Annotated in this window: 22 protein-coding genes; 7 read left to right on the forward strand and 15 right to left on the reverse strand. The window is 56.9% G+C overall.

Translation table 11 applies throughout. From position 1 onward, the window contains the following. Positions 1 to 4: 4 nt before the first annotated feature. The 9 genes from M3G15_RS07385 to M3G15_RS07425 form a co-directional block, all read right to left on the reverse strand. Positions 5 to 1,525 (reverse strand): polysaccharide deacetylase family protein, encoded by a 1,521-nt coding sequence (locus M3G15_RS07385; protein WP_260070517.1) that lies wholly within the window; start codon positions 1,523 to 1,525, stop codon positions 5 to 7. Next, entirely contained in the window at positions 1,464 to 2,909 is a 1,446-nt protein-coding gene (locus tag M3G15_RS07390; RefSeq protein ID WP_260070518.1) for a lipopolysaccharide biosynthesis protein, read from the reverse strand. The genes M3G15_RS07385 and M3G15_RS07390 overlap by 62 nt, the downstream gene beginning before the upstream one ends. Before the next feature lie 30 nt (positions 2,910 to 2,939). Beyond that, the gene (locus M3G15_RS07395; RefSeq protein WP_260070529.1) at positions 2,940 to 3,986 is read right to left on the reverse strand and encodes a DegT/DnrJ/EryC1/StrS family aminotransferase; all 1,047 of its coding nucleotides are present in this window, start codon (positions 3,984 to 3,986) and stop codon (positions 2,940 to 2,942) included. 153 nt (positions 3,987 to 4,139) lie between these two features. Continuing rightward, positions 4,140 to 4,721: an acyltransferase gene (locus M3G15_RS07400; protein WP_260070519.1), complete on the reverse strand. Its 582-nt coding sequence runs from the start codon at positions 4,719 to 4,721 to the stop codon at positions 4,140 to 4,142. Positions 4,722 to 4,754: 33 nt separating this feature from the next. After that, on the reverse strand, positions 4,755 to 6,104 hold the full coding sequence (locus M3G15_RS07405; RefSeq protein WP_260070530.1) for a nucleotide sugar dehydrogenase: 1,350 nt from the start codon (positions 6,102 to 6,104) through the stop codon (positions 4,755 to 4,757). Between the two features lie 28 nt (positions 6,105 to 6,132). Continuing rightward, complete coding sequence (locus tag M3G15_RS07410; RefSeq protein WP_260070520.1) at positions 6,133 to 7,152, reverse strand: Gfo/Idh/MocA family protein; 1,020 nt, start codon at positions 7,150 to 7,152, stop codon at positions 6,133 to 6,135. Beyond that, positions 7,149 to 7,841 carry a YveK family protein gene (locus M3G15_RS07415; protein ID WP_260070521.1) on the reverse strand — a complete coding sequence of 231 codons (693 nt, stop codon included), beginning with the start codon at positions 7,839 to 7,841 and terminating at the stop codon, positions 7,149 to 7,151. The genes M3G15_RS07410 and M3G15_RS07415 overlap by 4 nt, the downstream gene beginning before the upstream one ends. 11 nt (positions 7,842 to 7,852) lie before the next feature. Continuing rightward, a complete protein-coding gene (locus M3G15_RS07420; protein ID WP_260070522.1) occupies positions 7,853 to 8,914 on the reverse strand; it encodes a polysaccharide deacetylase family protein in 1,062 nt (353 codons plus the stop codon). A 131-nt stretch (positions 8,915 to 9,045) separates the two neighbouring features. Continuing rightward, positions 9,046 to 10,320: a glycoside hydrolase family 55 protein gene (locus M3G15_RS07425; protein ID WP_260070523.1), complete on the reverse strand. Its 1,275-nt coding sequence runs from the start codon at positions 10,318 to 10,320 to the stop codon at positions 9,046 to 9,048. A 170-nt stretch (positions 10,321 to 10,490) separates the two neighbouring features. Here M3G15_RS07425 and M3G15_RS07430 point away from each other — a divergent pair, with 170 nt between their 5' ends. The 3 genes from M3G15_RS07430 (at position 10,491) to M3G15_RS07440 (ending at position 13,162) form a co-directional block, all read left to right on the forward strand. Next, positions 10,491 to 11,417: a GNAT family N-acetyltransferase gene (locus M3G15_RS07430; protein ID WP_260070524.1), complete on the forward strand. Its 927-nt coding sequence runs from the start codon at positions 10,491 to 10,493 to the stop codon at positions 11,415 to 11,417. Positions 11,418 to 11,599: 182 nt separating this feature from the next. Continuing rightward, the gene (locus tag M3G15_RS07435) at positions 11,600 to 12,481 is read left to right on the forward strand and encodes a hypothetical protein (protein WP_009223918.1); all 882 of its coding nucleotides are present in this window, start codon (positions 11,600 to 11,602) and stop codon (positions 12,479 to 12,481) included. Positions 12,482 to 12,484: 3 nt separating this feature from the next. Next, complete coding sequence (locus M3G15_RS07440) at positions 12,485 to 13,162, forward strand: sortase (RefSeq protein ID WP_009223917.1); 678 nt, start codon at positions 12,485 to 12,487, stop codon at positions 13,160 to 13,162. Positions 13,163 to 13,193: 31 nt separating this feature from the next. On the opposite strand, the gene M3G15_RS07445 is transcribed toward M3G15_RS07440, so the two are convergent. The 3 genes from M3G15_RS07445 to M3G15_RS07455 form a co-directional block, all read right to left on the reverse strand. Next, a complete protein-coding gene (locus M3G15_RS07445; RefSeq protein ID WP_260070525.1) occupies positions 13,194 to 14,276 on the reverse strand; it encodes a DUF58 domain-containing protein in 1,083 nt (360 codons plus the stop codon). A gap of 3 nt (positions 14,277 to 14,279) precedes the next feature. Next, positions 14,280 to 15,257: an AAA family ATPase gene (locus M3G15_RS07450; protein WP_260070526.1), complete on the reverse strand. Its 978-nt coding sequence runs from the start codon at positions 15,255 to 15,257 to the stop codon at positions 14,280 to 14,282. A gap of 77 nt (positions 15,258 to 15,334) precedes the next feature. Then, positions 15,335 to 15,673 carry a thioredoxin family protein gene (locus M3G15_RS07455; protein WP_311202263.1) on the reverse strand — a complete coding sequence of 113 codons (339 nt, stop codon included), beginning with the start codon at positions 15,671 to 15,673 and terminating at the stop codon, positions 15,335 to 15,337. 186 nt (positions 15,674 to 15,859) lie between these two features. Between M3G15_RS07455 and M3G15_RS07460 the strand changes: the two genes are divergently transcribed. Further along, positions 15,860 to 16,822, forward strand: coding sequence for a helix-turn-helix transcriptional regulator (locus M3G15_RS07460; protein WP_009223913.1), 963 nt, complete (start codon positions 15,860 to 15,862; stop codon positions 16,820 to 16,822). A 17-nt stretch (positions 16,823 to 16,839) separates the two neighbouring features. Here the strand turns inward: M3G15_RS07460 and nfsA are convergent, their stop codons facing one another. Next, on the reverse strand, positions 16,840 to 17,580 hold the full coding sequence (nfsA, locus tag M3G15_RS07465) for an oxygen-insensitive NADPH nitroreductase (protein ID WP_036644403.1): 741 nt from the start codon (positions 17,578 to 17,580) through the stop codon (positions 16,840 to 16,842). A 160-nt stretch (positions 17,581 to 17,740) separates the two neighbouring features. On the opposite strand from nfsA, the gene M3G15_RS07470 reads away from it, so the two are divergent. After that, entirely contained in the window at positions 17,741 to 18,088 is a 348-nt protein-coding gene (locus M3G15_RS07470; protein ID WP_311202264.1) for a winged helix-turn-helix transcriptional regulator, read from the forward strand. A 53-nt stretch (positions 18,089 to 18,141) separates the two neighbouring features. Here the strand turns inward: M3G15_RS07470 and M3G15_RS07475 are convergent, their stop codons facing one another. Beyond that, entirely contained in the window at positions 18,142 to 20,067 is a 1,926-nt protein-coding gene (locus M3G15_RS07475; RefSeq protein ID WP_260070527.1) for a beta-N-acetylhexosaminidase, read from the reverse strand. A gap of 46 nt (positions 20,068 to 20,113) precedes the next feature. Continuing rightward, positions 20,114 to 20,974 (reverse strand): helix-turn-helix domain-containing protein, encoded by an 861-nt coding sequence (locus tag M3G15_RS07480; RefSeq protein WP_028537523.1) that lies wholly within the window; start codon positions 20,972 to 20,974, stop codon positions 20,114 to 20,116. 142 nt (positions 20,975 to 21,116) lie between these two features. On the opposite strand from M3G15_RS07480, the gene M3G15_RS07485 reads away from it, so the two are divergent. Both M3G15_RS07485 and M3G15_RS07490 read left to right on the forward strand, forming a co-directional pair. Further along, positions 21,117 to 22,175: a Gfo/Idh/MocA family protein gene (locus M3G15_RS07485; RefSeq protein WP_085279086.1), complete on the forward strand. Its 1,059-nt coding sequence runs from the start codon at positions 21,117 to 21,119 to the stop codon at positions 22,173 to 22,175. Positions 22,176 to 22,205: 30 nt separating this feature from the next. Beyond that, positions 22,206 to 23,084, forward strand: coding sequence for a sugar phosphate isomerase/epimerase family protein (locus M3G15_RS07490; RefSeq protein ID WP_028537521.1), 879 nt, complete (start codon positions 22,206 to 22,208; stop codon positions 23,082 to 23,084). Positions 23,085 to 23,360: the final 276 nt, after the last annotated feature.

Consider the following 23,360-nt stretch of genomic DNA (forward strand, 5'->3'; position numbering starts at 1 on the left):
CCCCTTACGGCTGCGTTGACCCGAGCAGCTCCAGTACCACCTTGCGGTAAAGCCAGCGATCCGACGATTTCACGAGCTGGCTGTTGTGCCACAGCAGCGTGAAGTCGCCATTGTACTTCCGGCATTCCAGGTATAGCCAGCGGATCGTTTCATAGGCTTGTTCGAGGGTGAGCCCCATATACTCTGGGTGCAGGATGGTTTGGTCCATCACGATGAGTGGACGCTCACGCAATGCCAGCTCCCGCCGGGTCTTTAGATTAAACACCGGAAATTCATAACAAACCCCGCAGCGGAAGCCCGCCTGGTCCGCATATCCAAGCGTGCCGTCATAGTCCAGTCCGGCATCCTCCCAGAATTGCCATGTGTCCGGCGCCTGCCAGCGCAAATAGTGCTGGCGCCCGCCCCAAGCCACCTGATGAATGCCACCAGCTTCAGCAATTTCCCGCAGCTTCTCAAATTGTCTGCGGGTCCGTGCGGGATTCAAAAACGTATAGTACCCCGGATGCAGCCCGATCTCATGCCCCCGGGCATGGATTTCCTGCAGAAGCTGCTGGATCGCCGGGTCGTCGATGGAATAGTTGCCGTCAATCCCGGATTTGTCTTGATGCTCCTCGGTGATGAAATAAAAGGCGCTGCGCAGCCCGGCTTGTTCGCTTAGCTCCATCAACCAGCCAAACGTGTTGAACGGATCCTGGTCCAGTGCTCGTCGGGATCGAAGAAGCACCCCGGCTTTCTTACGGGCCGAATCAAGATCCCGGCGGCGAACAGCGTCCATCATCACTTCGCGGATCATCCGCAGTCGGCTGCGGCCGTAAACGTAGAACGGATAATCCACGTCATGACTCAGGTAAATCGCCGCCTCTCGCTTCCTGCGGGCCAGCTCCGGCCACAGCCCGTGCAGCAGTTCCCACAACAGCTCCACGTATTCATTGACGATCGGGCGATGCAGGAAGGACTCGCGCCAGGCGAGAGAACGGTATCCCGGAAACCGGCCGTGCCCGTCTCGCTCCTGGACCGCAATCTCTTCATACCTCGTCAGCATAAACAAACAGCTGCCGAACACATCCACGCCAAGATAGCAGCCTTCCTCGCCCTCTTCGTTTAACGGCTCGATGTAAGCGCCTGTCCGTCCTTTTTTGCCATAGATAACCGGCAGCAGTTCTTCCCCCGTTCCTCTTGTTGGTTTCTTGAACCGATCCAGCGGCAGCTTCGGCAAGGAAGCGGAGGTCAGCCATATCCGGTCGGGCGTCTTCAGAAGCACGTCCGGCATGCGGAGGAGTCTGCTAGAGGCTGCCTCCCCCTCTCGTTCTGCAGCCGTTCCCGATGCCCAGGTCAATTCAACATGCTCTCCGTCCCGGTAAATGATGGTATAGTCCAGACCAAGGAACTCGCCCAAAATCACGCGGTAGATGTATTCTCTCTCGGCCGCCCTTGCTGGAGGCGAATAAATCGTCAGCATCCCGTTAACCTCGCTCCTTGCCCAGTAGTGATCTGTCCGCAGCAGCTTCGGCTGCAATGATTTCAACGGTTTCTAGCGTATCCTCCGCCTTGTCCTCTGCCCCCCGGTACTTCCGCACCGAATGCCACGACAGCCCCAGATGCAGCGCGTACCCCAACGTAGATGCAGCGCTGAACAGCCCGATGGCCATTTCGGCCGACTGGTGCGTATGCCAGGCGAAATACAAAGAGCCCAAAATGAGCACCGTCCGAATGATCTCCCGGTACAAATGCAGATCCTGCCGTTCCATCACGTCGATCGTGGATCCAACGGAATTGGCGACAAACTGACTTAAGTACATCATCGAGAGAATGCGGATAAAGCTGCCTGACCGGGCCCACTCTTCGCCAAACAGGAACGAGAATAGGTAGGGACCTACCCCAACGATGATAAAAATAACCAAGGCGCCGAACAGAAAGACGTTGCGTACCGTTTTGCGGAATAAGGGATACAGTTTGTGGGGATGGTTGATCATGGAGTCGGCGGATTCCGCCAAGTACACGTTGCGAACGGAGGTCATGATCAGCGTCATCGGTGAGCCGAGAATCCGCTGGCAAAGCGCGAACCAGCCGGCCACCTGCGGGCCGTAGAACGAAGCGAGCAGGATGGTAGGTACGTAGAGGACAACGCTGTTCAGCAGCCCGGCGGCCATCGACAGGAACGGAAACCGCCGGTATCGGTAGGCGCTCTCCTTCAAGTCAGCCCAATCCGAGGTGATGGCCTGGCTTTTGACATCTCGGCGCCAGAGCTTCCACTGCGGCAGCAATCCGCCAAATCGGCCGATGATATCCCCAATGATCAGCCCTAACGGCCCGAGGTGGAACAAGCTCAAACCAATCTGCGAGGATACTTGGCTCAGGCTTTGCGTATATTTCGTTCGCGCCAGCTGCTTAAAGTATTTTTTGCGGATCGACCAGTAGTTCAGGATTTGATAGAACCCGGCTCCGAACAAGCTGACGATAAAGAACAGATAATAGTGCGTCAAATAAGATTCGTGCAGCCAAGCCGACAGCGGTTCCTCCAGGATATGAATCCCGATGCCGCTGGCAATGCTGACCCCGATACAGATGCGCAGGGACAGACTGAGCACGTTGGAGGCGGTACGGTCGTCTTCCGGCAGCGTAATGGCATTTTCGTAGGAGAACGAAATCACCATCAGCAAGATCCCGATAATCGACAGGTACATCGAGTACGTCCCGTATTCAGTTGGCGAGTAAAGGCGCGTCAACACCGGCAGCGTCGCCATCACGATCACCTGGCTGACAACCGTTCCGCTGGCCAGCACGGCTACGTTCTTCAGGAACCCGTCGTTCTTGAGTTTCCACAGCAGGGCGGGCACGTTTTGGAGCCGCAGCAGTTCCCCAAGCTGTCTAAGATGGCGGATAAATTGGAAGTTAAATTTTCTTATCATGTTTGGCATAATCGTCCTTTGAAAAATAAATTAGCCCATCAGCCTGCGAACCTGCCCGGCAATGTGTTCCTGCACTTCTGCGCTGATTTGCGGCCAAATCGGCAGCGACAACACCTCTTGCGACAGCTGCTCCGCCAACGGAAAGACCAGGTTGTGGCCTACGTAGACAGGAAGCCGATGGAGCGGCAGCGGGTAATACACGTAACTGCTGATTCCGGCTTCAGCCAGTCCTGCCTGGAGGGCGTCCCGCCGTCCGTTCAGCACCCTCACCGTATATTGATGGAACACCTGCTTGTCGCCGGACGGAACCTCGCCTGGAAGCACCAGCCCGGGGATGTCCTGCAGCAGCTCGCGGTAACGCGCGGCAGCCTGCCGGCGGCCCTCGTTCCATGTCTCAATATAGGGCAGCTTCACCCGCAGGATCGCCGCCTGGATCTCATCCAGCCGGGAATTAAAGCCCACCCGCTCGTTGTAATATTTGCGCTTCGAGCCGTGCGTCCGGAGCATGGCTGCGGCTTCGGCCAACCCAGGGTCGTCCGTAACCAGAAGGCCGCCGTCCCCGTAGGCTCCCAGGTTCTTGGATGGGAAGAAGGAGTAGCATCCCATATCTCCAATCGTCCCGGCCTTCCGCCCTCCCGTCTCAGCGCCAAACGCCTGAGCCGTATCCTCAATGACGATCAGCCCGCAGCGCCTAGCCAGCAGCATCAATCGTTCCATATCCAGCGGGCGGCCAAACAGGTGCACAGGGATGATCGCCTTGGTGCGCGGCGTGATGGCCGCCTCCAGGCTATCCAGATCCAGGTTATACGTCAGCGGATCCACATCGACGAATACCGGCTCTGCCCCTACGCGACTGATCGCCTCCGCCGTAGCGAAAAACGTAAACGGAGTCGTAATCACCTCGTCTCCGTGGCCGATCCCGGCAGCAAGCAACGCGATCACCAGCGCGTCCGTACCGGAGTTCAGCGTGATCGCATGCTTTGTCCCCAGGTACTCGGCAAGCTCCTGTTCCAGCCGCTTGACCTCGCTGCCCATAATAAACGCCGCTTCGTCCAGCACTTTTTCGATCGCCTGCATCAGCTGCGGCTTCAGCTCTGCAACCTCCCGCTTCAGATCCAGCAAGGGGATGGCTGCTTGCTTTCCTTGAGCTGTGGCGATGCTGCCCGCTTCCTTCGGGCTTCCCGCAGCACCGCTCGCTTGTTGCCCGGTTTGTAATGGTTCCATACCCGCTCACCCTTCCTTTATGATCGCTACGGCATCCTGCTCCAGCTGGTATTCCCGGCCGCAGTCGCCGCACCGTCCAATCCCGCCGCTAAAGCCCAGCGTTTTGCCGCAGCGGCACACCCAGCCGATACGCCGGCCAGGCACTCCCGCAATCAGCGCATAGGGCGGCACATCGCGGGTGACGACGGCCCCCGCCGCGATCAGAGCCCACTCCCCGATCGTAACCCCGCATACGACGGTGGCATTCGCCCCGATAGAAGCACCGCGTCCGACCCGCGTCTTGAGATAATCCTGGCTGCGATTGCGCGGAAACGCCGCGCGCGGCGTCCGCACATTCGTAAAGACCATGCTTGGCCCGCAAAACACCTCGTCCTCCAAAATGACGCCCTCATAGACGGAGACGTTGTTTTGGATCTTCACCCCGTTGCCGATGCGGACGCGGTCTGCAACGTAGACGTTTTGCCCCAGGCTGCATCGGCCGCCAATCACCGCACTGGACGACACGTGGGTAAAATGCCAGATCCTTGTCCCTTCCCCAATTTGCGCTCCCGGATCCACTACGGCAGTTTCATGAATCATTGCATCCATGGTTATTTGCTCCTCATCAGATTAATGGGTGAGTTACAGCAAGTAATACCGATCCGGCTTGACCTGATCCTTCATGGCGTTTCGTGTATCCAGCAGGCAGCGGCTGGCGCGCCCGATCAGCTCATAGTCAAATCCCGAATGATCCGTTGTGATCACCGCAATATCCGCTGCTCGCAGCCGCTGTTCGGTCAGCTCCTCGCACGTATAAGTCAGGCCTTGATACTTAAACTCCGTAATATGCGTATCGCTCGTCCATACGGTGGCGCCGCGCTCCTCCAGCAACCCGATCATCTTCAGCACCGGTGATTCGCGGTAATCGTCGATGTCCTTCTTGTAAGCAACGCCCAGCAAATAGACGGTTGAGCCGCTCAGCGACTTGCGGTCGTTGTTTAAGATGTCGCCGATCCGCCGCACAACGAATTCCGGCATCGCATTGTTGATCTCTCCCGCCAACTCAATCAAGCGGGTATGGTACCCGTATTCCCGCGCCTTCCAGGTCAGATAAAACGGATCCACCGGGATGCAATGCCCGCCAAGCCCCGGCCCCGGATAAAAGGCCATAAATCCATAGGGCTTGGACTTCGCCGCGTCGATCACTTCCCATACGTTGATCCCCATGCGGCTGCAGAGAACGGCCATTTCATTCGCCAGGGCGATGTTGATATGGCGGAACGTGTTTTCATAAATCTTCTCCATTTCCGCCACGGCCGGACTGGATACAACGTGCACGTCGCCGTTCAGCACCTCGCGATACAGTGTCTCGGCCACCTCCGAGCAAGCGGCAGTGACGCCGCCGACCACCTTGGGAGTATTTTTCGTATTGTACGTCTTGTTCCCGGGGTCCACCCGCTCTGGAGAATACGCCAGGAAAAAATCAATGCCACAGCGCAGCCTAGTCGCTTCGAGGATCGGCCGCACCAGCTCCTCTGTCGTTCCAGGGTACGTGGTGCTCTCCAACACGACCAGCATCCCCTGGTGGAGAAACCGGGCGATTTCCCGCGTGGAGTTCTCGACATAACTCGTATCTGGCTGCTGATAAATATCAAGCGGGGTCGGAACGCAAATCGCCACAGCATCCACTTCACGCAAAAACGCGTAATCCGAGGTAGCCCGCAGCCGCCCGTCCTTCACCATTTCGCGTAAATCCTCGTCTACGACATCACCTATGTAATTATGGCCGCGATTTAGCATCTCGATCTTTTGGCTCTGTACGTCAAAACCGATGACGCTGTAGCCGGCCTTCGCTTTTTCAACGGCCAGCGGCAAACCGACATACCCCAATCCGATCACGCCGATCACCGCGGTTTTGTCCTTTAACTTGCGCAGCAGCTCGGCTTGCCCGTCCCCGGGATTCTCCGTGTTCTGCACCCACCGGCTCTGCATTCCACTATGCATATGTACCGTCTCCTTCCTATCCGCGGGTATGAGCGGGTTCGCCGCTGCCCCCGCCGGTCATGTCCAGTGCCAGCTTGACGGCGCGAATGCCGTCCTCCAGCGTAATTTCCGGTTCCCGGTCCTCCTGAACGGCCCGGACCAGATCGGCGATGATGCACTGGTGCCCCGGCTCACCGTAAGGATCCTCGTCCACTCGGCGAATCAGCGCCTCCGTCTCTTCCCGCGACATCGACGCGCAGACCCAATGCCGGATCCAGTTGGCCGTCTTGCCGCCAATCACGGCATATCCTTCCTCGCCGAACACCCAGATACTTTCCTCGAGATTATGCCCGTACACCGTGGTCGCAGCTTCGATCACGCCCAGCGCGCCGCTGTCGAGCCGGATCGCGGCAATGGCGACATCCTCCGCTTCGATCTGCTTGATCCGCGTAGCCGTCAACGATTTGACCTCCGCAACCGGACCAAACAACCACTGGAGCAAGTCCAGGCCATGAATCGCCTGATTGAGCAGCACCCCGCCGTCCATCGCCTTCGTGCCGCGCCAAGCCGCTTGATCATAATAGGCTTGGCTCCGGTTCCAGCGGAGGGTCATGTTGACGTGGCTCAGCTTACCGAACCGGTGCTCCGCCAACGCCGCCCGGAGTGCCTGCATCGCCGGCCGATAGCGGTTCGGATGAACGACCGTCGCCTTGACGCCGCTCACGCGAACAGCTTCCCGCAGCTGCTCCGCCTCCGTCAGGCTTAACGTCACCGGCTTCTCCAGCACGAGATGCTTGCCCTCCCGGAGCGCCTCAAGCGCCAGCGGCGCGTGCAGCCCGCTGGGCGTGCAGATGCAAACCGCGTCAATCTCCGGCTGCCTCGCCAGCATCGTGCCCAGGTCCGGATAGGCCGTAGACGACGTGACCGCCCGCAGTTCCTTGAGCCGGTCCGGATTTGGATCGCATATGGCGACCAGGCGGGCTCCTTCCGTTTTTTCAATCGCGTCGACATGCTTGTAAGCAATATGTCCGCAGCCCGCGATGGCGAAATTCATCATTTGGCGGCCCTCCCTATATATTTCTTCTCAATCCGAACCAGGGCGTCGCTAAGCTCCGAGTAATCCTCCGGCAAGGGTCGCCGCGCTTGGCGGTTTCTCTTGTTGCGGATATGGCAGGCATCCAGGATCAGCGCCAGGCTGAGTCCCCCGAACAAGCCTACGAAGCCGGCGAGCGCGATGTTCAGCGCTTTACGCGGGCTGACCGGCTTCTTGGTCTCCTCCAGGCTGGCGTAATCCAGAATCGAAACGTTAGCTGCGGCCACAATCTCCTTGGATTTGGCGATAAACGTTTCGGCGAAGGCGTTGGCGATCGCGACAGCCTGCTTCGGGTCGTCTCCCGTATAGGACAGCATGATGACCAATGTACCCGGATCGGTGCGGACCTTGATCTTTTTCAGCAATTGAATGACCGTGTCAGGGGTGGAGACTTGCTTCTTGACCTCGGAGGCGATATAGCGGCTTTGAATCGTATCCTCATACGTTTTGGTCAGCATTTGGCTGGCTAGAAACTCGTTGTATGTACTCGATTCCGGATTCGAGGCGATATTGGCGACCAGACTCACATTCGCCCGGTAGGAGGGAGTCACCACTTCGTTCAGAAGCACAGCCAGTCCGACGCATGCCGCGATGACGAGGGAAAAAGCGAGAAGATGTCGTCGAACGGCATTCCACACATCTACCATATCCATAGTCGTTCACCTCATTCGATTAATGCCTGCAAGCTTCGGTTCTCAGTAAATCCCGCGGCTTCCTCCGGGATTGCCGCTGCCGGTTTCCCCGCTCCCGCTAACACTCGTTCTCCAAGCTCCTCCATATTCAGGCTGATCATTCCGTATTGCTCGGCCAAATGGCGATAATGGCGGATTACCGCTTCCAGCGAGCGGAATAATTCCTCGTCCGCCGCGTTGTAAGGATGAAGCCAGAGATGATACACTTGCCCCTGCCGGGCAGCCTGGGTCATTCCGTCCTTGATCCGCTTCAATCGAAGCGGATCAAGCCGCCGAAGCAACCCCGGCGGGGTCCGGAAGAAGAAGCTTGCCGGCAGATTGATCGGCAGCCGAGGTGAGATCGAGTCCACGGAGTAAGTGTGGTGCCCGGTCAGGTTCAAGTAGCTGTCTGCCAGCCGCAGCATCCGGCGGAACCAGGGATCGGACGGCGAATAGCCGCCGCGGTACAGCGAATGTCGGGGATTCCCCCGGTACGTCTTGAACCCGAGCTCCGGCAGTTGGTGCAGATACCGGCGGCGCAGCTGGTTGCGCGGAAGCACCAGGCTTTGAAGGGATATCCCCTTTTGTTCGGCTATGGCTACGTTTGCCTGCAGGTCGCTGTAAAACTCGTCTGCGGTTTGGCCTTTCTCGCTGCAGTAATAATGGGAAAACGTATGGGAGCCAATCGCTTGACCCGGAGTCTGGCGGATTCGCTCGATCAGCGTTGCGGCAAAGGAAGAAGGGTCCTCGGCTTCCCCGTCCCCAACCGCACCGGCTTCAATCTCGGCGTAAGGGGACAGCCTGTTGTCGGCATAACTAGGTTTGAGCTTCGGCAGCCCGGCCAACAGTTCACGTCGATTTTCGAAAAACAACAGCCCCACCGTGGCCCACGTCGCATGAACGCCGGACGTCCGGAACAACTCTAACATGCGAGGAATCCATTCCCTCTCTCGCAACCATTTCGCTCCATACTCCGCTTTGGTATAAAGGTCGCGAACACCCCAATATAACTCGAAGTCGAGCGAAACAACCAAAATGCCCGCTTCCTCCGCCAATGTTCTCACCTCTTGCGGGTCAAGCGATGGCTTCTACCGTCTACCAAGTTGATTGCTATACCGTTTTATATTCAGGTTTTTGCTGTTTTAGTAGCTTATTTTTAAAAAATCCCTCCGCGCAGAAGGATCCTCTATCGAGCCACCACATTCGAATTGGTTGACGAAGAGGTTTTCACTTTAAAGGTGGACGCCGTAATTTGGTTCCCCGTGCAGACGATGTTCTTTTGCGTGTACCCGCGCAGATACGTCGTCAGGTCAATCCCGCCCCCCTTCAGCATCCGGATGACGTTGCTTTCAATCCGCCCATTCTCCGCATTTTGCCAGGTCCAGATCCCGCGTTCGCCGTGATTTAACGTATTGCCCCGAATGACGAAATCGCGGATATTTCCAAGCCGGATCGCGGTCGTGCCTTTGATCTCGCTTTGGCTGCCCATGGTGACGGAATTCCCTTGAATGGTCACGTTGTCGACGACCGGTCCGGCCCCAACCTCGATGGCGGCATAGAAGCTGCCGCCCCCTGCGATTTGGTTCTCTTCCACAACGCAATCCCCGCCATAGATGCTGATCGCCGAATACATATCCGGGGCTAAGCGGCCCTGATCCGCCCCCTTATAATAGTTGTTGTTTCGATACGGGTTGTTGATCGTATTGCCGCGGATCGTGACGCCTTTCGCAAACACCTTCACCGCCCGTTTAGCACATTCATCAAAGCGGTTACCGACAATCGAGCTGCCAACCCCCGAGGCGCGGTTCTCCTCCATGGCCGGGTCCTCATAATAAATCCCGTCCCCGTCGTCCGCTGGCCCAATCTGATGAATATAACAGCCGGTGATCGAGACTTGCCGAGCGGCCCGTTCCTTGCTGCCCCAGGTCGTGGTGACATAAATCCCCCGAGCGACAAGACCGGCTGCGCCCATGTTCCGAGCGATAACGTCCGCAACCTCGGTTCCCTGGATCATAATCGATTCAGTGTTCCCCAACACCACGATGCCTGACACAACGCCCGTATTATACTCGCTGCGCCGGTCACTGCTATGAGTCGCCCCTTGGACGAGCAGCCCTTGGACGTTCACCCGCGAACTTCCCCCGGCGATCGTAAGCACCCGGTTCACCCGCCGATTGCCGTCCAGGACAATTCCAGTCAACAGGATGTTACTCCCCGACACCCGCATCAGTTCCCAACCAAAGCTGCTGGACGCTGCACGGATGATCGAGGTATGTCCGTCGCCCTTCACGGTGGTGTTCCCGCCAACTTTTAACGTTTTGGCCGGATTGACCAGGTAAACCCCCTTGGGAAAATAAACCGTATCCCCGGTAGCCGCCGCCTGGTTGAACGCTTTCTGAATCGCCGCGGTGTCGTCCGTCACTCCGTTGCCTTTTGCACCAAAATTCGTTACTACAATCATGATCTCACCTCCTTTGAGTTGGTTGATATATATAATGCCAAGTCTTTATGGAGGGAGCGGCAGTTGCCTTGATCTGCGCTGCGCGCCTTTTTCACATATTCTCATGGACGAGATCATAGGTTGGCAGTAAGGCATGGTCTGCCTTTAATAATGAAACCAGAGGTAATCGTATGGATGATCGTAATGAAGTGGAAAAATGGGCGGAATTTCACACGCGAAAATGGGGCTGCCGCGCACACCTGGCCCGTTGGGAAGCTCCTAATTCGCCAGCGCGGGGGGAGGGATTGTTATTTTTCAACCGGAGAGGCCACTTGTATTTACCGCCCTTGAATCCTTACCACCCCTTCGTCTTTCACCCGACGCCGACAGATAAGCCGTATAAGCTGACCCGGCAATGGCACGAGGTGGCCAAAGCGATGATTCCGGATTTGCGGAAGGTCCAGCGCAGCGCGAGCTTCGTCTTTCCACCTGGTATTGCCGATATTCGTCCGTTTGTATGGAGCGGTTTTATCGCCGAGGTGAAATATACATACATCGTGGAGCTCCCCTACGAGATAGACCAGGCCAGCACGGAAATCCGGGCAAAAATCAAAAAAGCGACCGCCGCCGGCTACTGGACGGCGCTGACGCAGGACATGGCCGAGGTATATCAGTGCTTGCAGGGCACGGAAACGCGGCAGGGCTTCAGCCACCATCTCACGCAGCAGGATCTTGAGCTGGCCCAAAGTCTGCTCGGGGATCAAGCCTTCCGCGCCTATGTCTGTTATGCGCCGAATGGAGAGCCGGTCAGCACCAGTGTAGTTGTATCGTTGGATGGCCGCCGTGCCTTCGGCTGGATCGCAGCCAGCAAAACGGAACATCTGAACCTCGGCGTGGTTCAGCAGTCGCAAAGCTTCGCCCTTCAGGATTTATCTGACCTGGGCTTCGCCGAATTTGATTTCGCTGGGGCCAATCTCCCGACGGTCGCCTATTCCAAAACCAATTGGGGAGGCCGGGTCACCCCGTACTACCTTATACGGTCGCCGGGATTAAAGGAGATTTTCCGGGCGGGACGCGACTGGATGCGGTTTGTACGCAGATCCCGACAGCCCCTGTAGGTGAGATGAATCGAGCAGCCTGATTTCCCCCTTCCCATTTATGGAAAATGAGATATAATAAGCATAAGTATTAGTTCGTTATAACGAACATTTCAACGAATAGCGATAGCTCTCGGCACGAATTGAACGCCTCCCTCAGTCTGAAAGGGCTACATCGCAAGGAAGGGAAAGGATGGGGACGATTGAAAAGGGTGAGGTATCGGAGCTTCCGCAAATACGCCGCGGCCATTTACGCTGCGTCCATCCTCGTCGGGGTGGTATGGCATGCAGGACAGGCCAGCGCCGCAGATACCTTGAAGCTGCGGATCGGAACGGAGCTCAGCAGCGAGCTGCCGATGACCAATTTAAAGCCCGGAGACCGGGTTGAACGGACGTTTACGGTCGCGAATGACGGCAGCATCGCTTTTGATTACAAGGTGCGGACGCGTTTTGTCTCGGGGGACACCGAGTTCTTCGATGTCCTTCAGCTGACGGTAAAGGACGGGGACACCGTGATTTATGACGGCGCGCTGCATCTGCAGCAACAAGAAATCGCGTTAGGACGGCTTGCAGCCGGTGGAGAGAACGAGCTGGATTTAAGCGTGAAATTCCCGGAAGAGGCCGGCAACGAATATCAAGGCAAAGCAGCAACGATCGCGTTCGCCTTCTCCGCCTATGCCGAGGAGCCTTCCAACGGCGGGGGCGGCGGTTCCAATCCGCCGGGCGAGGGGCCGAATCAGCCCAATGATCCAACGCCGGGGAATAACGGCAATCCTCCAAGCAACCCTGGAACGAATCCGGGCCAACCCACCGAGGAGCCTTCGGGCAACCCTTCAGGGGAGGAGCCTGATCCTTCCACGCCGGAGCAACCGGAAAATCCCGCTCTGCCGCAGCCTCAGCCACAGCCGGAGGAGTCACCTCAACCGCAGCCGCCGGCCGATCCAGGGCCAGGACCAGGCGATGGCGGGTCAGGCATGATCGAGGAGCTGCCGCAAACGGCGAATCCGTGGTATAACCTGATTCTGATCAGCTTGTTTGCTACGGTCGGCACCGGCATGTTCCTCCGCAAGTCAAGACGGGAGTAACCGATGCGACGCAAACGTTCATTATTACGAATGTCCGCATGGCTGGTATTTTCCTGCTCCTTGGTTGTATTGGCGTACTCCATCTATCAGGTGATCCAGGCCCCGCTGGAAGCGCAGCAAGCCTTGCGGCAATGGGATGAACTGCAGCGGGAAACGGACAGCGAACGCGCGGTGCGGTCAGCGGACGAAAACCCGCTGTCCCCGGCCTTGGCCAGCAAGCTCCAGCAGACCGGCGGCGACGGAAAGGCCGCCGCGCCTGCGCGGATCGCCGAGGATGGCGAGCTTCTCGGCAAGATCGCCTTTCCTTCTCTCGATCAGCGCTATGCGATCCTGGAGGGAACGGGGAACGGCCCCCTCAAACTGGGGGTCGGGCATGTAACCGGCACCCCGCTCCCAGGAGAAGACGGCAACAGCGTCCTCGCCGGCCATCGGGATACCGTCTTCCGCAACATCGGCAAGCTGAAGGCAGGGGATCGGATCGAGGTAGAGACCGCCGCCGGTAACTTTATCTATGAAGTGACGGGCCGGAGAATCGTCGACGAGGACGATGCCAATGCGGTGCAAGCCTCCACCGAACCGCTGCTGACGTTGATTACCTGCTACCCGTTTACCTACGTCGGGCCAGCCCCGGAACGATTGCTGCTGACGGCAAAATTAATAGAAGAAGCGCCGGATTCCTGACCGGCGCTTCTTCTATTAGGTCTGGCGGCTCTTACACCACCGCTGGGATGTCCATCCACTCCACGCCGTTGCCGTTTTGCCGCAGCAGTTCGGCGGTTTCCACCAGCTTCTCGCCCCGGTGGCAGGAGATGATCAGATAGTCGGTATCGGTCGTCCCCGCCTCCAGCTCGATTTCCAGCAGTCGGATCATCGAGACGGTTTTGTCCAGCACCATCCGGGCCAGCGTCTCAAGCAGCAAGGTGAACTGGTCGGCGGAGGCATACGGTGTGATCCGGATCGGCTCCCTTGGCCCGTCCGCCAGGCACGCATTGCAGGCGAAGCCCGCCGCCAGGCCGCTGCGGAGCGCATGCTCGGCCACGGTCGCTGCGTAACGGATCCCCAGCTCGATGCGCTCCGGTTCGATGACCGTCTTCCACATCGAATCGCTGGTCTCCAGGTTCAGGCAAATCATCATCCGATGGTCGGCCGTGTAATCGCGTTGATGCACCTGCAGCTCGCCGGTGCGGGCCGTCGCCTTCCAGTTGATGCTGCTAAGCGGGTCGCCGGCCCGGTACTCGCGGGTGCCCGCTGTCAGGAACGGATCCTCCACGATCCAACGCCGGACGGGCAGCTCCCCCAGCCAGCTGTGATTAGGCAACGGCAGCTCCTGCAGCTCCAGAATTCGCGGGTACACCAGCAGTTCGAGGTCCAGCGGGAACCGCTTGACCTTGGCGTTCATCCCAAACGGATCGCCCGTCGTCATCGTGGCCGATTCCAGCCGATACCATCCCCGGCGCGAGCAGATTACTTGGTGGCTCCGGGTGATTTGCCGGTACGGCCGCAGGTGGAATAAGCTGCTGTGGTTCTGATAGATCTCGCCGGCATGGATATTCAAGTTGCTCTGCCGCCCAAACGTCAGGCCGGCAGCGATGCTGGATTCGAGCCGAAGCCACGGCAACGGCAGCAGCTTGGCGTTCGCGATCACCTCGACCATTTCGACGGTATCCCCTTCAAACACCGCCCGTTCCGTAAAATAACGCCGATAACGGATCCCCTTCAACGCTCGCCAGCGATAAACAAGCGCCAACGACACGATGATTCCTACGGTGCTGATAAGGAGCCATGGCAGCAGCATCGGTCAGTCCCCCTGCTTGCCCTGTGCCGCCAGCACCGTTTCAGCCGGGACCTCCACCTGCTCCAGCGCCTGACGCACCACCTCGGCACCGGGATTGTCCGCACCGCGCAAGCTGTGGCGCAGGATCAGTCGATGCGCCAGCACCGGCACGGCCACCGCCTTGATGTCGTCCGGCGTCACGTAATCTCGGCCTCGAACCAATGCAAAGCCTTGCGAGGCGCGCAGCAGGCTCATGCTCGCCCGCGGGCTCGCGCCCAGCTTGACCTCCGGATGCTTGCGGGTTGCCTCGGTGATCGCCACGATATAAGCGAGCAGGTCCTCCGCCGCGCGGACGGACTGCGCGAACCGCTGCGCTTCCGCCACTTCCGCAGCCGAGGCGGCCGGAAGGAGCTCCGCCAGCGGCTGGTGCTCCTTGAAGCGCCGAAGGATGGACACGCCCTCGTCGGATGTCGGATATCCCATGGCAATCCGCACCAGGAAGCGGTCCAATTGGGCTTCCGGCAGCGGGAACGTTCCCTGCTGATCGACCGGGTTCTGCGTAGCCATGACGAAAAACGGCGCCGCCAGCTCATGCGTCACTCCGTCGATCGTCACCTGCCGTTCCTCCATGCACTCCAGCAAGCTGGACTGCGTCCGCGGCGTCGCCCGGTTAATTTCGTCCGCCAGCAGCACATGAGTGAACACCGGCCCGGAACGGAACTCGAAATCGCCGGTCTTCTGATTATAGAAATTTATGCCGCTCAAATCGGATGGCAGCAGGTCCGGTGTAAATTGGATGCGCTTAAACTCGCCGCCAAGCGATTTCGCCAGCGCTTTAGCCAGCAGCGTTTTTCCGGTCCCCGGCACATCCTCCAGCAGCACATGCCCGTTCCCGAGCAACGCGGCGAGCAACAAATCCACCACGTTCTCCTTCCCAACCACCACCTCGCCGATATTGCGGCGAATCCGCCCGATAATCTCTACCGCTTCCCGCAGTTCCATAGGAAAAACCACCTTCATCGCAAAATTAGTCGTGCGTTGTTACCGCTTTCCAAATGCTATAACCCAAAGCAAAGCCCTTATACCCGCAGCCACTCGCTTAAATCCACCACCGAACGCATGGCGTATTCCTGCCGGACCGGCACACCGTCTTCGAGCACGATCAGACAAGGGACGCTGGCGATCCGCCACAGTTCCCGCAGGATCGGGGTATAGTTGATGTTCAGCTTGGACACCGGAATGCAGGGGCCGGACGCCAGGACGATCTCCAGCATTTTTTCCGCCAGTTGGCAGGTCCCGCAAAGAGCCGTAACGAAAAATAAAGCCTCCCTGCCGGCTTCCTTCCCCTTCTGCGCTGTCTCCCTTCTCTTCTCCGCTTGCATCAGCCATTCCTGCTCAGTGATTTCGCGTAAGCTCACGGGTCCCCATCTCCTGTCTCTTTGTCTCTGTATCCCTTTAACGCAACTCTTACCTCTTATCATAGCATAGGAAAACGCACACATTGGTGCAGGGTGAAGTCCGTTCACTGGACTTTGTACTCCGTGTAGCTCATAATAGTGACAACTATTGTCGTAATTAAAAAACAAGAATGGAGCATCAACCTCATGTCCAAATCGAAACGGCTCATGGAGCTGATGATGACTGTAAACCGTAAACGTAGGTTCACCGTCAAGGAACTGGCTCAAGAATTCGGCGTCTCCTCCCGCACGATCCTTCGGGACCTGCAGGAGCTTAGCGAGCTTGGCGTGCCCCTGTATTCCGAGGTTGGGCCGCATGGCGGGTACCAGGTGCTAAACGAGCGGGTCCTGCCGCCGATCGCGTTCACCGAAGAGGAGGCGGTGTCGATCTTCTTCGCCAGCCACGCGCTGCGCCACTACAAATTTCTTCCGTTTGAAACGGAAGCTTCTTCGGCGCTTGGCAAGTTCTATCACTATATGTCCAGCGACGTTCGGGACCGCATCGACCAGATGAAAAACCGGGTCGACTTCGTGACCCCAACGCGGCAATCGGCTTTTCCGTATTTAGGCTTGCTGCTGGAAGGAGCTATACAGCAGCAAGTCCTTCGCATCAACTACGAATCGCGCCGCAGCGTCTCTACCTGCCGCCAGATCCAGCCGGTCGGCATTTTTGCCAGCGGCGGCTTATGGTATTGCCCGGCCTACTGCTTTGAGCGCCGCGATTTCCGCTTGTTCCGCTGCGACCGTATCACCTCGGCTGAGGCGGCCGTGGGTCCCGACGCACCAGAACCGCTCGACCTGCGCGATGTCCATCTCGGCAACTGGGAAGAGCACCTCGGCCGCAAGCCGGCTCTGCTGGACTGCCTGGTCGAGCTCACCCCGCTGGGCGTCGAGGCCTGCGAAGGCCAGCTCGTCCGCCGACGCCTGAAGCTGCACGTCCGTGAGGACGGCTCCGGCCGGCTGGAAGGATCGTTCCCGATCAGCGAGCTGTCCTACCTCGCGACGTTCTTTATTGGCCTCGGTCAGGAGGCCACCGTCCTTGAACCGCCGGAGCTGGTGGATTCGATCAAGCGAACGCTAAGCGAACTGCTGGATAAGTATCGCTCATAAGTAGAAAATCTCGACCGTTATTTTTTCGCAAATCCTTGCTTGTTCAAATAGTCCATCATTTGAGGGAGCGTACTTCTCTGGAGATGTTCTTGGATATGGTCACTCCATCCTTTGACTTTTTTCTCGGTGAAGGGAGGCGTAACCGGACGGTTCTCATAATACTTCAACATGGCTTCATCATAGACGGCTAATTTCTCTCGATCCAGTGGTTGATACTCATTTTCTAGCAAGACCATGGATTGAGGCAGCCGCGGCTTCATCCCAGGTTTCTCTCCTGCCGGGGTACCCAAGCATAACCCCACCAAAGGGATCACATACTTCGGTAATTGCAACTGGTCAGATAATTCGTCGATATTCGCTCGGACCCCCCCGATAAATACACCGCCAAGTCCCATGGATTCGGCTGCGGTTAAAGCATTTTGTGCCATCAGACCAGCGTCGAACGTACCGACCAACAGAAAATCAATATATTCAATATCCACCTCTGGGGCAATTTGATGATTCCGGTTGAAATCTGCACAGAAAATCCAAAACTCTGCGGCTTCTTCAATATAGGGTTGATTCATGCTGAGTTGCATCACTTTTTTTCGCAGATCCTGATCGGTGATTCGAATAATCGAAACGGTTTGAAGAAGACTGGAAGATGAAGTTTGACTGGCTGCTTTAAAGATGGCTTCCAGCTGTTCTTCGGTTATAGGTGTATTGGTAAAAGATCGCACAGATGCATGATTCTGAAGCAATGAAATGGTTTCATTCATGTAATCCATCTCCACATGTATTTGATACAATAAACTAAACATTGGCCAATGTTGTTCTGTCCCAGGACATTGACATTATCATAAAATGTTTCGCTACATCCGCAAAGAGGGCAATAAAAATGCACATAGTACAACTTTTTGTACCTTTAGGGGGAATACAATGAGGGTCTGCAGTGAAGGATTTGATGAAGCGTTTATCGATGAAAACAGGGATATGTACGCGATATCCTTTACCCAATATATACTTTCCGGACGTTGGAAACACTTTATTTTATGGTATCTAAGAGAAGGACCTCGTCGCTATTCGGATATCAAAAAATATCTTGGCGGTTTATCGCAAAGCTCTCTCACCAAGCAGCTTCGAGAGTTGGAGCAAGATGGAGTCATTCAACGTGAAGTTTATCCGGAAGTCCCTCCACGGGTAGAGTACTCGCTTACAGACAGGGGAAAAAAATTACTGCCGATCCTCGAGAAGATGGAAGCCTTCGGAAGAGAATACGGCGGCTAAAAACAAACCCGATCACAGATAAGAATCACTTAGCTACGATCGGGTTTTGTGTTTTACATCGACAGCGAACCCGCCGTCGCAATCTGATGGTACAATCCGTTCACATCCAGCGTGCCAAACACGTTGTTCTGATTGAACACCAACCGCTCCGCCTCCAGCTCCTCCAGCTGCGGCACCCGGCCGTTCACGTAGTCCAGCAGACGATCGCGAGCCGATGCCGCGCGGGCCAGTACACCGCCGTAGCGGATATCGAGCACTTCCCAGCCAAACGGCTTGTACGTTCCAAGCCACAGCTCCCGGTGCGCCACGCGCAGCTCCTCGACCCGACGGCTCAGCTCCGGCAGCGTCTCGTCAGCGATCCGCCGCAGCCCGTCCCGGTCCCCGGCGTCGTAAAGGCGCTTGATCGTCACGCCCAGCGTCGATTTTACGGACAGCGCGGCGGCAAGCTTTTCATAGAAGGCAAACATCGCGGTAAACGGTTCCGTCCATCCGCTTCCCTCTCCTGCAAGGTAACCCCGCCATTTCTCAGCAAGGCCGGCATAATAGTCCGGCAGCGTCCCTTCCATGCCTTCCACATGCTTGTCGAACAAGCCGATCAGCGGATCTTGCCAAAGCAGGAATTTCGACGGATTCGCGCCGTAATAGTTCCCCTCGTAGACCTCCGGCACTTCGTCCATCCCCTTCAACGCTTCGAGCGGTCCAAACAAATCAAGCCCCGTGCAGGCGGCCAGCCGCTTCTGCAGATGCTCGTCCGTCACCTCGCCGTCATGGTACCCGTATTCGGCAAACAGCTGCAGCCCCGGCAAAATTACGAAATGATTCGCCTCGTTCCCGTTGTCGCCCCACGCGGTCGCAAACACCTCGCGCAGGCCGCTCCGTTTGGCTGCCCGCAGCGCGGGGTGCATGGACGACCACGTTTTGCCGTGGTTCGGGGCCATCAGGTTCCACATATGGATGCCTCCCGCAAAAATCGGCTCCGACCCAAGCAGCCGGTGCTTATCAAACACCTCTTTGTACGCGTTCTCGTCCGTCCCCCAGTAGTTCCAGTAAACGAACCGGAGGCCTTTCGGGATTTTGGCCATATTTTCCTCAGAAAAATCCGCCTCCATGTTATACAACCCGCCCTGCACGTCGTTCGACAGCAGGTTGAAATACATGTCGCTCCAGATCATCGGCTCCAGCCCCAGCTTCCCGGTGATCTCCATCACCCGCCCGACATGCTCGTTCATGACCTCGAATCGGTCGCGGAAGCCGTTGTCCCGCAAATACCGGCCAAGTCCCACCTGAAACGCTTCATCCATGCCGATATGGATCCGCTTTGACCGGAACGGCGCCGATGCCGCCCGAATCGCCTGCTCCAGGAATTCGTACGTTGCCGGCGCACCCGGCAGCACGATGTCCGGATGGTCGCGCAGCGGCTCCGCATACTGCCATTTCAGCGCATGAAATAAATGCCCCAGCGTCTGAATGCACGGGATCATCTCGATGCCAAACAACGCCGCGTAATCGTCGCATTCCCGCAATTCCTCCGCAGTGTACCGTCCCCGCATATACCCGAAGTAAGGAAGTTCCGGCACTTCGTACGTGTCCTCGGTGTACATCATCAGCCCGTTCAGTCCCATGACCGCCATATAGCGCAGCATCTGCTTGATCGCATCCACCCGCATCACCGCATTGCGCGACGCGTCCAGCATCGCTCCGTTGTAATCGAAGCTCGGCCGCTCCGTGAGGTCAAACGATTCTTTCGTCTTGGCGTGCTCCACAAACAACCCTAAGGCGCGGAAGAAATGAATCTTCTCCACATATTCAATCCGGCCTTTCCCGCCGCTCAGCGTAACCCGCAGCTGTCCCGCATCTGGAGACAATCGTACGACTTCCACCGGTAATCCCGAAGGATCCATTTGGAATCCGAGTTGAGCCTCCAATTCTTTCACACCATGAACTAATTCCTCATCCCATCCTTGAAAAAAAAGCTTCATCCCGTGAACCTCCTCATCAAATGTGTAAACCCCTGCGCCCAGAGACTCACTGTCCACCTTCGCGTCGATAACTTCGCGGCGAACATCCAGTAATTCGCTTGAACACACGCGAGAAATAAAACGTATCCTGATACCCCAGCGATTCGCCGATTTCCTTGACGCTTTTCTCCGTGTTCATCAGGACGTTTTTGGCCTCAGCCACCTTCAGCCGGTGAATGAATTCATTCAGCGGATAACCCGAATATTCGTGCACGATCCGCCGAAGCGTGGACATCGAAATATGATGCCGCGCCGCCAGCTCCTCCGGTGTTGGACCAGCATACAGGGAAGCGGCAATGTCCTCGATGACTTTCATCACGAACCGTCCCCGGTTTCCGGCTTCCGCTTGATCCGCCTGCGATACCAGCTCGTACAGGAACGACTCCAGCATGAGGGAAGCCCGGTCGAGATTGCTTGGCACGCCGCTGTCAATCAACATGAACATGAGCTCCATTCGGTTAATGAGGGATTCATCGATCGTTGCTCTTTTCACCTGCTCGGGGTGCTGCAACCAGCTGCCCAGCCATTCCTCCACCCTTGAACCTTCCACCGTGAAATAATATTCGTCCCAATGCCCTTCCGCGTGTGGACCGTACTGAAACGTTTCGTTCGGATACAGACAGAACCAGGAGCCTGCCGTGACCTCCTGCCTTTCCGCGTTGCCAGCTTGGTAGTACCCGCTCCCGCCCGTGATCACCACAAATGCCCAGTACCGAAACCTCGCGTCCGCACGCTGCATCGTACGCCCGGGCAGATGACCGGCGTTCACGACGGATAACGATTGGATTTTGCGCCGGCTCGCATCCACCGCGGGATTAAACAAACGAATTGGCTCAGGACTGATCATATAATCCAGATATTTTGTCATCCTGAACATTCTCCCTTTTAAATCCCTGTGCTAAATTAGGGGTGCCTAAACATAGATTTGAATAAATAAAACATATCCTAGCGAATGAATGCTCTCATTGTAGCAAACTCGCGCGGAGAACGAAAGGGTGCACTTGCGAAAAATGAGCCAACTGAACATCGGCCTGGTCGGCACAGGTTCCATTTCCGAGTCCCATCTGCAAGCCTACCGTGCCAACCCGCGGGCCAAGTTGCTCGCCATCTGTGACGTGAACGAGGAACGGGCTCGGAGCATGGCAAGCAAATACGACATCCCGCACGTTTACACGGATTACCGCGAGATGTTCGCCAATCCGGAAGTCCAGGCAGTCAGCATCTGCACCTGGAACAACACCCACGCACCGATTAGTATCGCCGCTTTGGAAGCCGGCAAGCAGGTTCTCTGTGAGAAGCCGCTCTGCATCACGGTGGACGAGGCTCTGCAAGTACAACAAGCCGTCGAGCGGACCGGTAACCTGCTGCAGGTCGGTTATGTACGGCGGCACGCCTCCAACATCGCGGTGCTGAAGAAATTTATCGATGCCGGAGACCTCGGCGAGATTTATTATGCCAAAGCGAGCCTCTTGCGTCGGCTTGGCAATCCCGGCGGCTGGTTCGCCGACAAGTCGCGCTCCGGCGGCGGCCCGCTGATCGACATTGGCGTGCACGCCATCGATCTGTGCTGGTACCTGATGGGCCGGCCGAAAGTCAAAGCGGTGAGCGGCAACACCTATGCGAAACTGGGGAATCGTTCGAACATCGAGAACTACTCGTTTTACCAAGCAGCGGACTACGATGCCTCCCTCAACACGGTGGAGGATATGGCCAATGCGTTGATTCGCTTCGAGAACGGTGCGTCACTGCTTGTAGACGTCAGCTTCTCCTTGCATGCGAAGCAAAATTCCGCACTGATCAATATCTATGGCGACAAGGGCGGCGCCGAAATTGAACCGACATTGTCGATCGTGACGGAGCGCCACAACACCATCGTGAATATCGAACCGCAGATTAGTACGCCAGGCTTTGATTTCAGCGGGGCCTTCCAGAATGAAATCGACCATTTTGTCGCTAGCTGCCTGGATGGCATTCCGCCGATCAGCCCGGTGGAAGACGGTGTGGAAATGATTAAAATCCTGAACGCAATTTACGATTCGGCTGCCGAAGGCCGGGAAATTCATTTTTAATCTTATGAAGTCCAAGGAGGCGTGAGCACGATGAAGCTAAATAACAAAATTGGCATTATCGTTGACAGCTTTGGCGTAGGCGTGAAGGAAGGCTTAAAGAAAGCGAAGGAAGCCGGAGCTGACGGCGTACAGATCTATGCCGTTTCCGGCGAGATGGATCCGGAGGTTCTCACTGGGGCTAAACGCAAAGAACTGCGAGATTACATCAGCAGCCTGGGGCTTGAAATCTCCGCCTTGTGCGGCGACCTGGCCGGCCACGGATTTCAGGATGCCGCCGCCAACCCCGCCAAAATCGAAAAGTCCAAGCGCATTCTCGATCTGGCGGTGGAACTGGGCACCAACGTGGTGACTACGCATATCGGCATCGTGCCGGAGGACACCAACAGCCCGATTTACGCAGCCATGCAAGAGGCGTGTGAGGAGCTGGGAGTGTATGCGAAGAGTCTGAACGCTTATTTTGCGATCGAGACCGGACCCGAACCTGCTGCTCATCTAAAAAGCTTCCTGGACACCCTCAGCACCAACGGCGTCTCCGTCAACTTCGACCCGGCCAATATGGTAATGGTCACGGGAGATGACCCGGTTCAAGGCGTCAAAACGCTGCGGGAATACATCGTCCATACGCACGTCAAGGACGGCGTCCGCCATCGCCCAGTGGATCCGCGGGACGTGTACGGCTTCCTTGGCTACGATGCCATGAGCCACGAAAAAATCGCCGATATGGCCGCCTCAGGCGCAGGCTTCGAGGAAGTGCCGCTGGGCAAGGGCAGCGTTGACTTCCCGGCATATTTCGCCGCCCTGCAGGAAATCGGCTACACCGGCTACCTGACAATTGAACGCGAAGTCGGCGACAATCCAGAAGAGGATATCCGTCAGGCTGTGAAGTTTATCCAGTCGTTCCGGGGATAGTTGCCTCTCGGGAAATCATTCGCTCTCTCTGCCTCACGTAACGGACCCAAATGACCTTATTAGCTTATTTCCTGATGATTTCCCGCCGTAACGGACTCCAGCGACCTTATGGACTCTCTACTGCGGCGATATGATCGGCTCCATCCGAAATAAGGCCTCCTCGGTCCGTTACGTGAGTATAACGCCCTAAAGCAGGCAAATAGCGCTTCTGGAGTCCGTTGCTATGAACGTTTTTGTCAAGCCCTCGGTTTTAACTCTGCCTGAGCACGTGGCGCG

This window comes from Paenibacillus sp. p3-SID1389 (genome assembly GCF_025151705.1).
Classification (GTDB): Bacteria; Bacillota; Bacilli; order Paenibacillales; family Paenibacillaceae; genus Fontibacillus; species Fontibacillus phoenicis.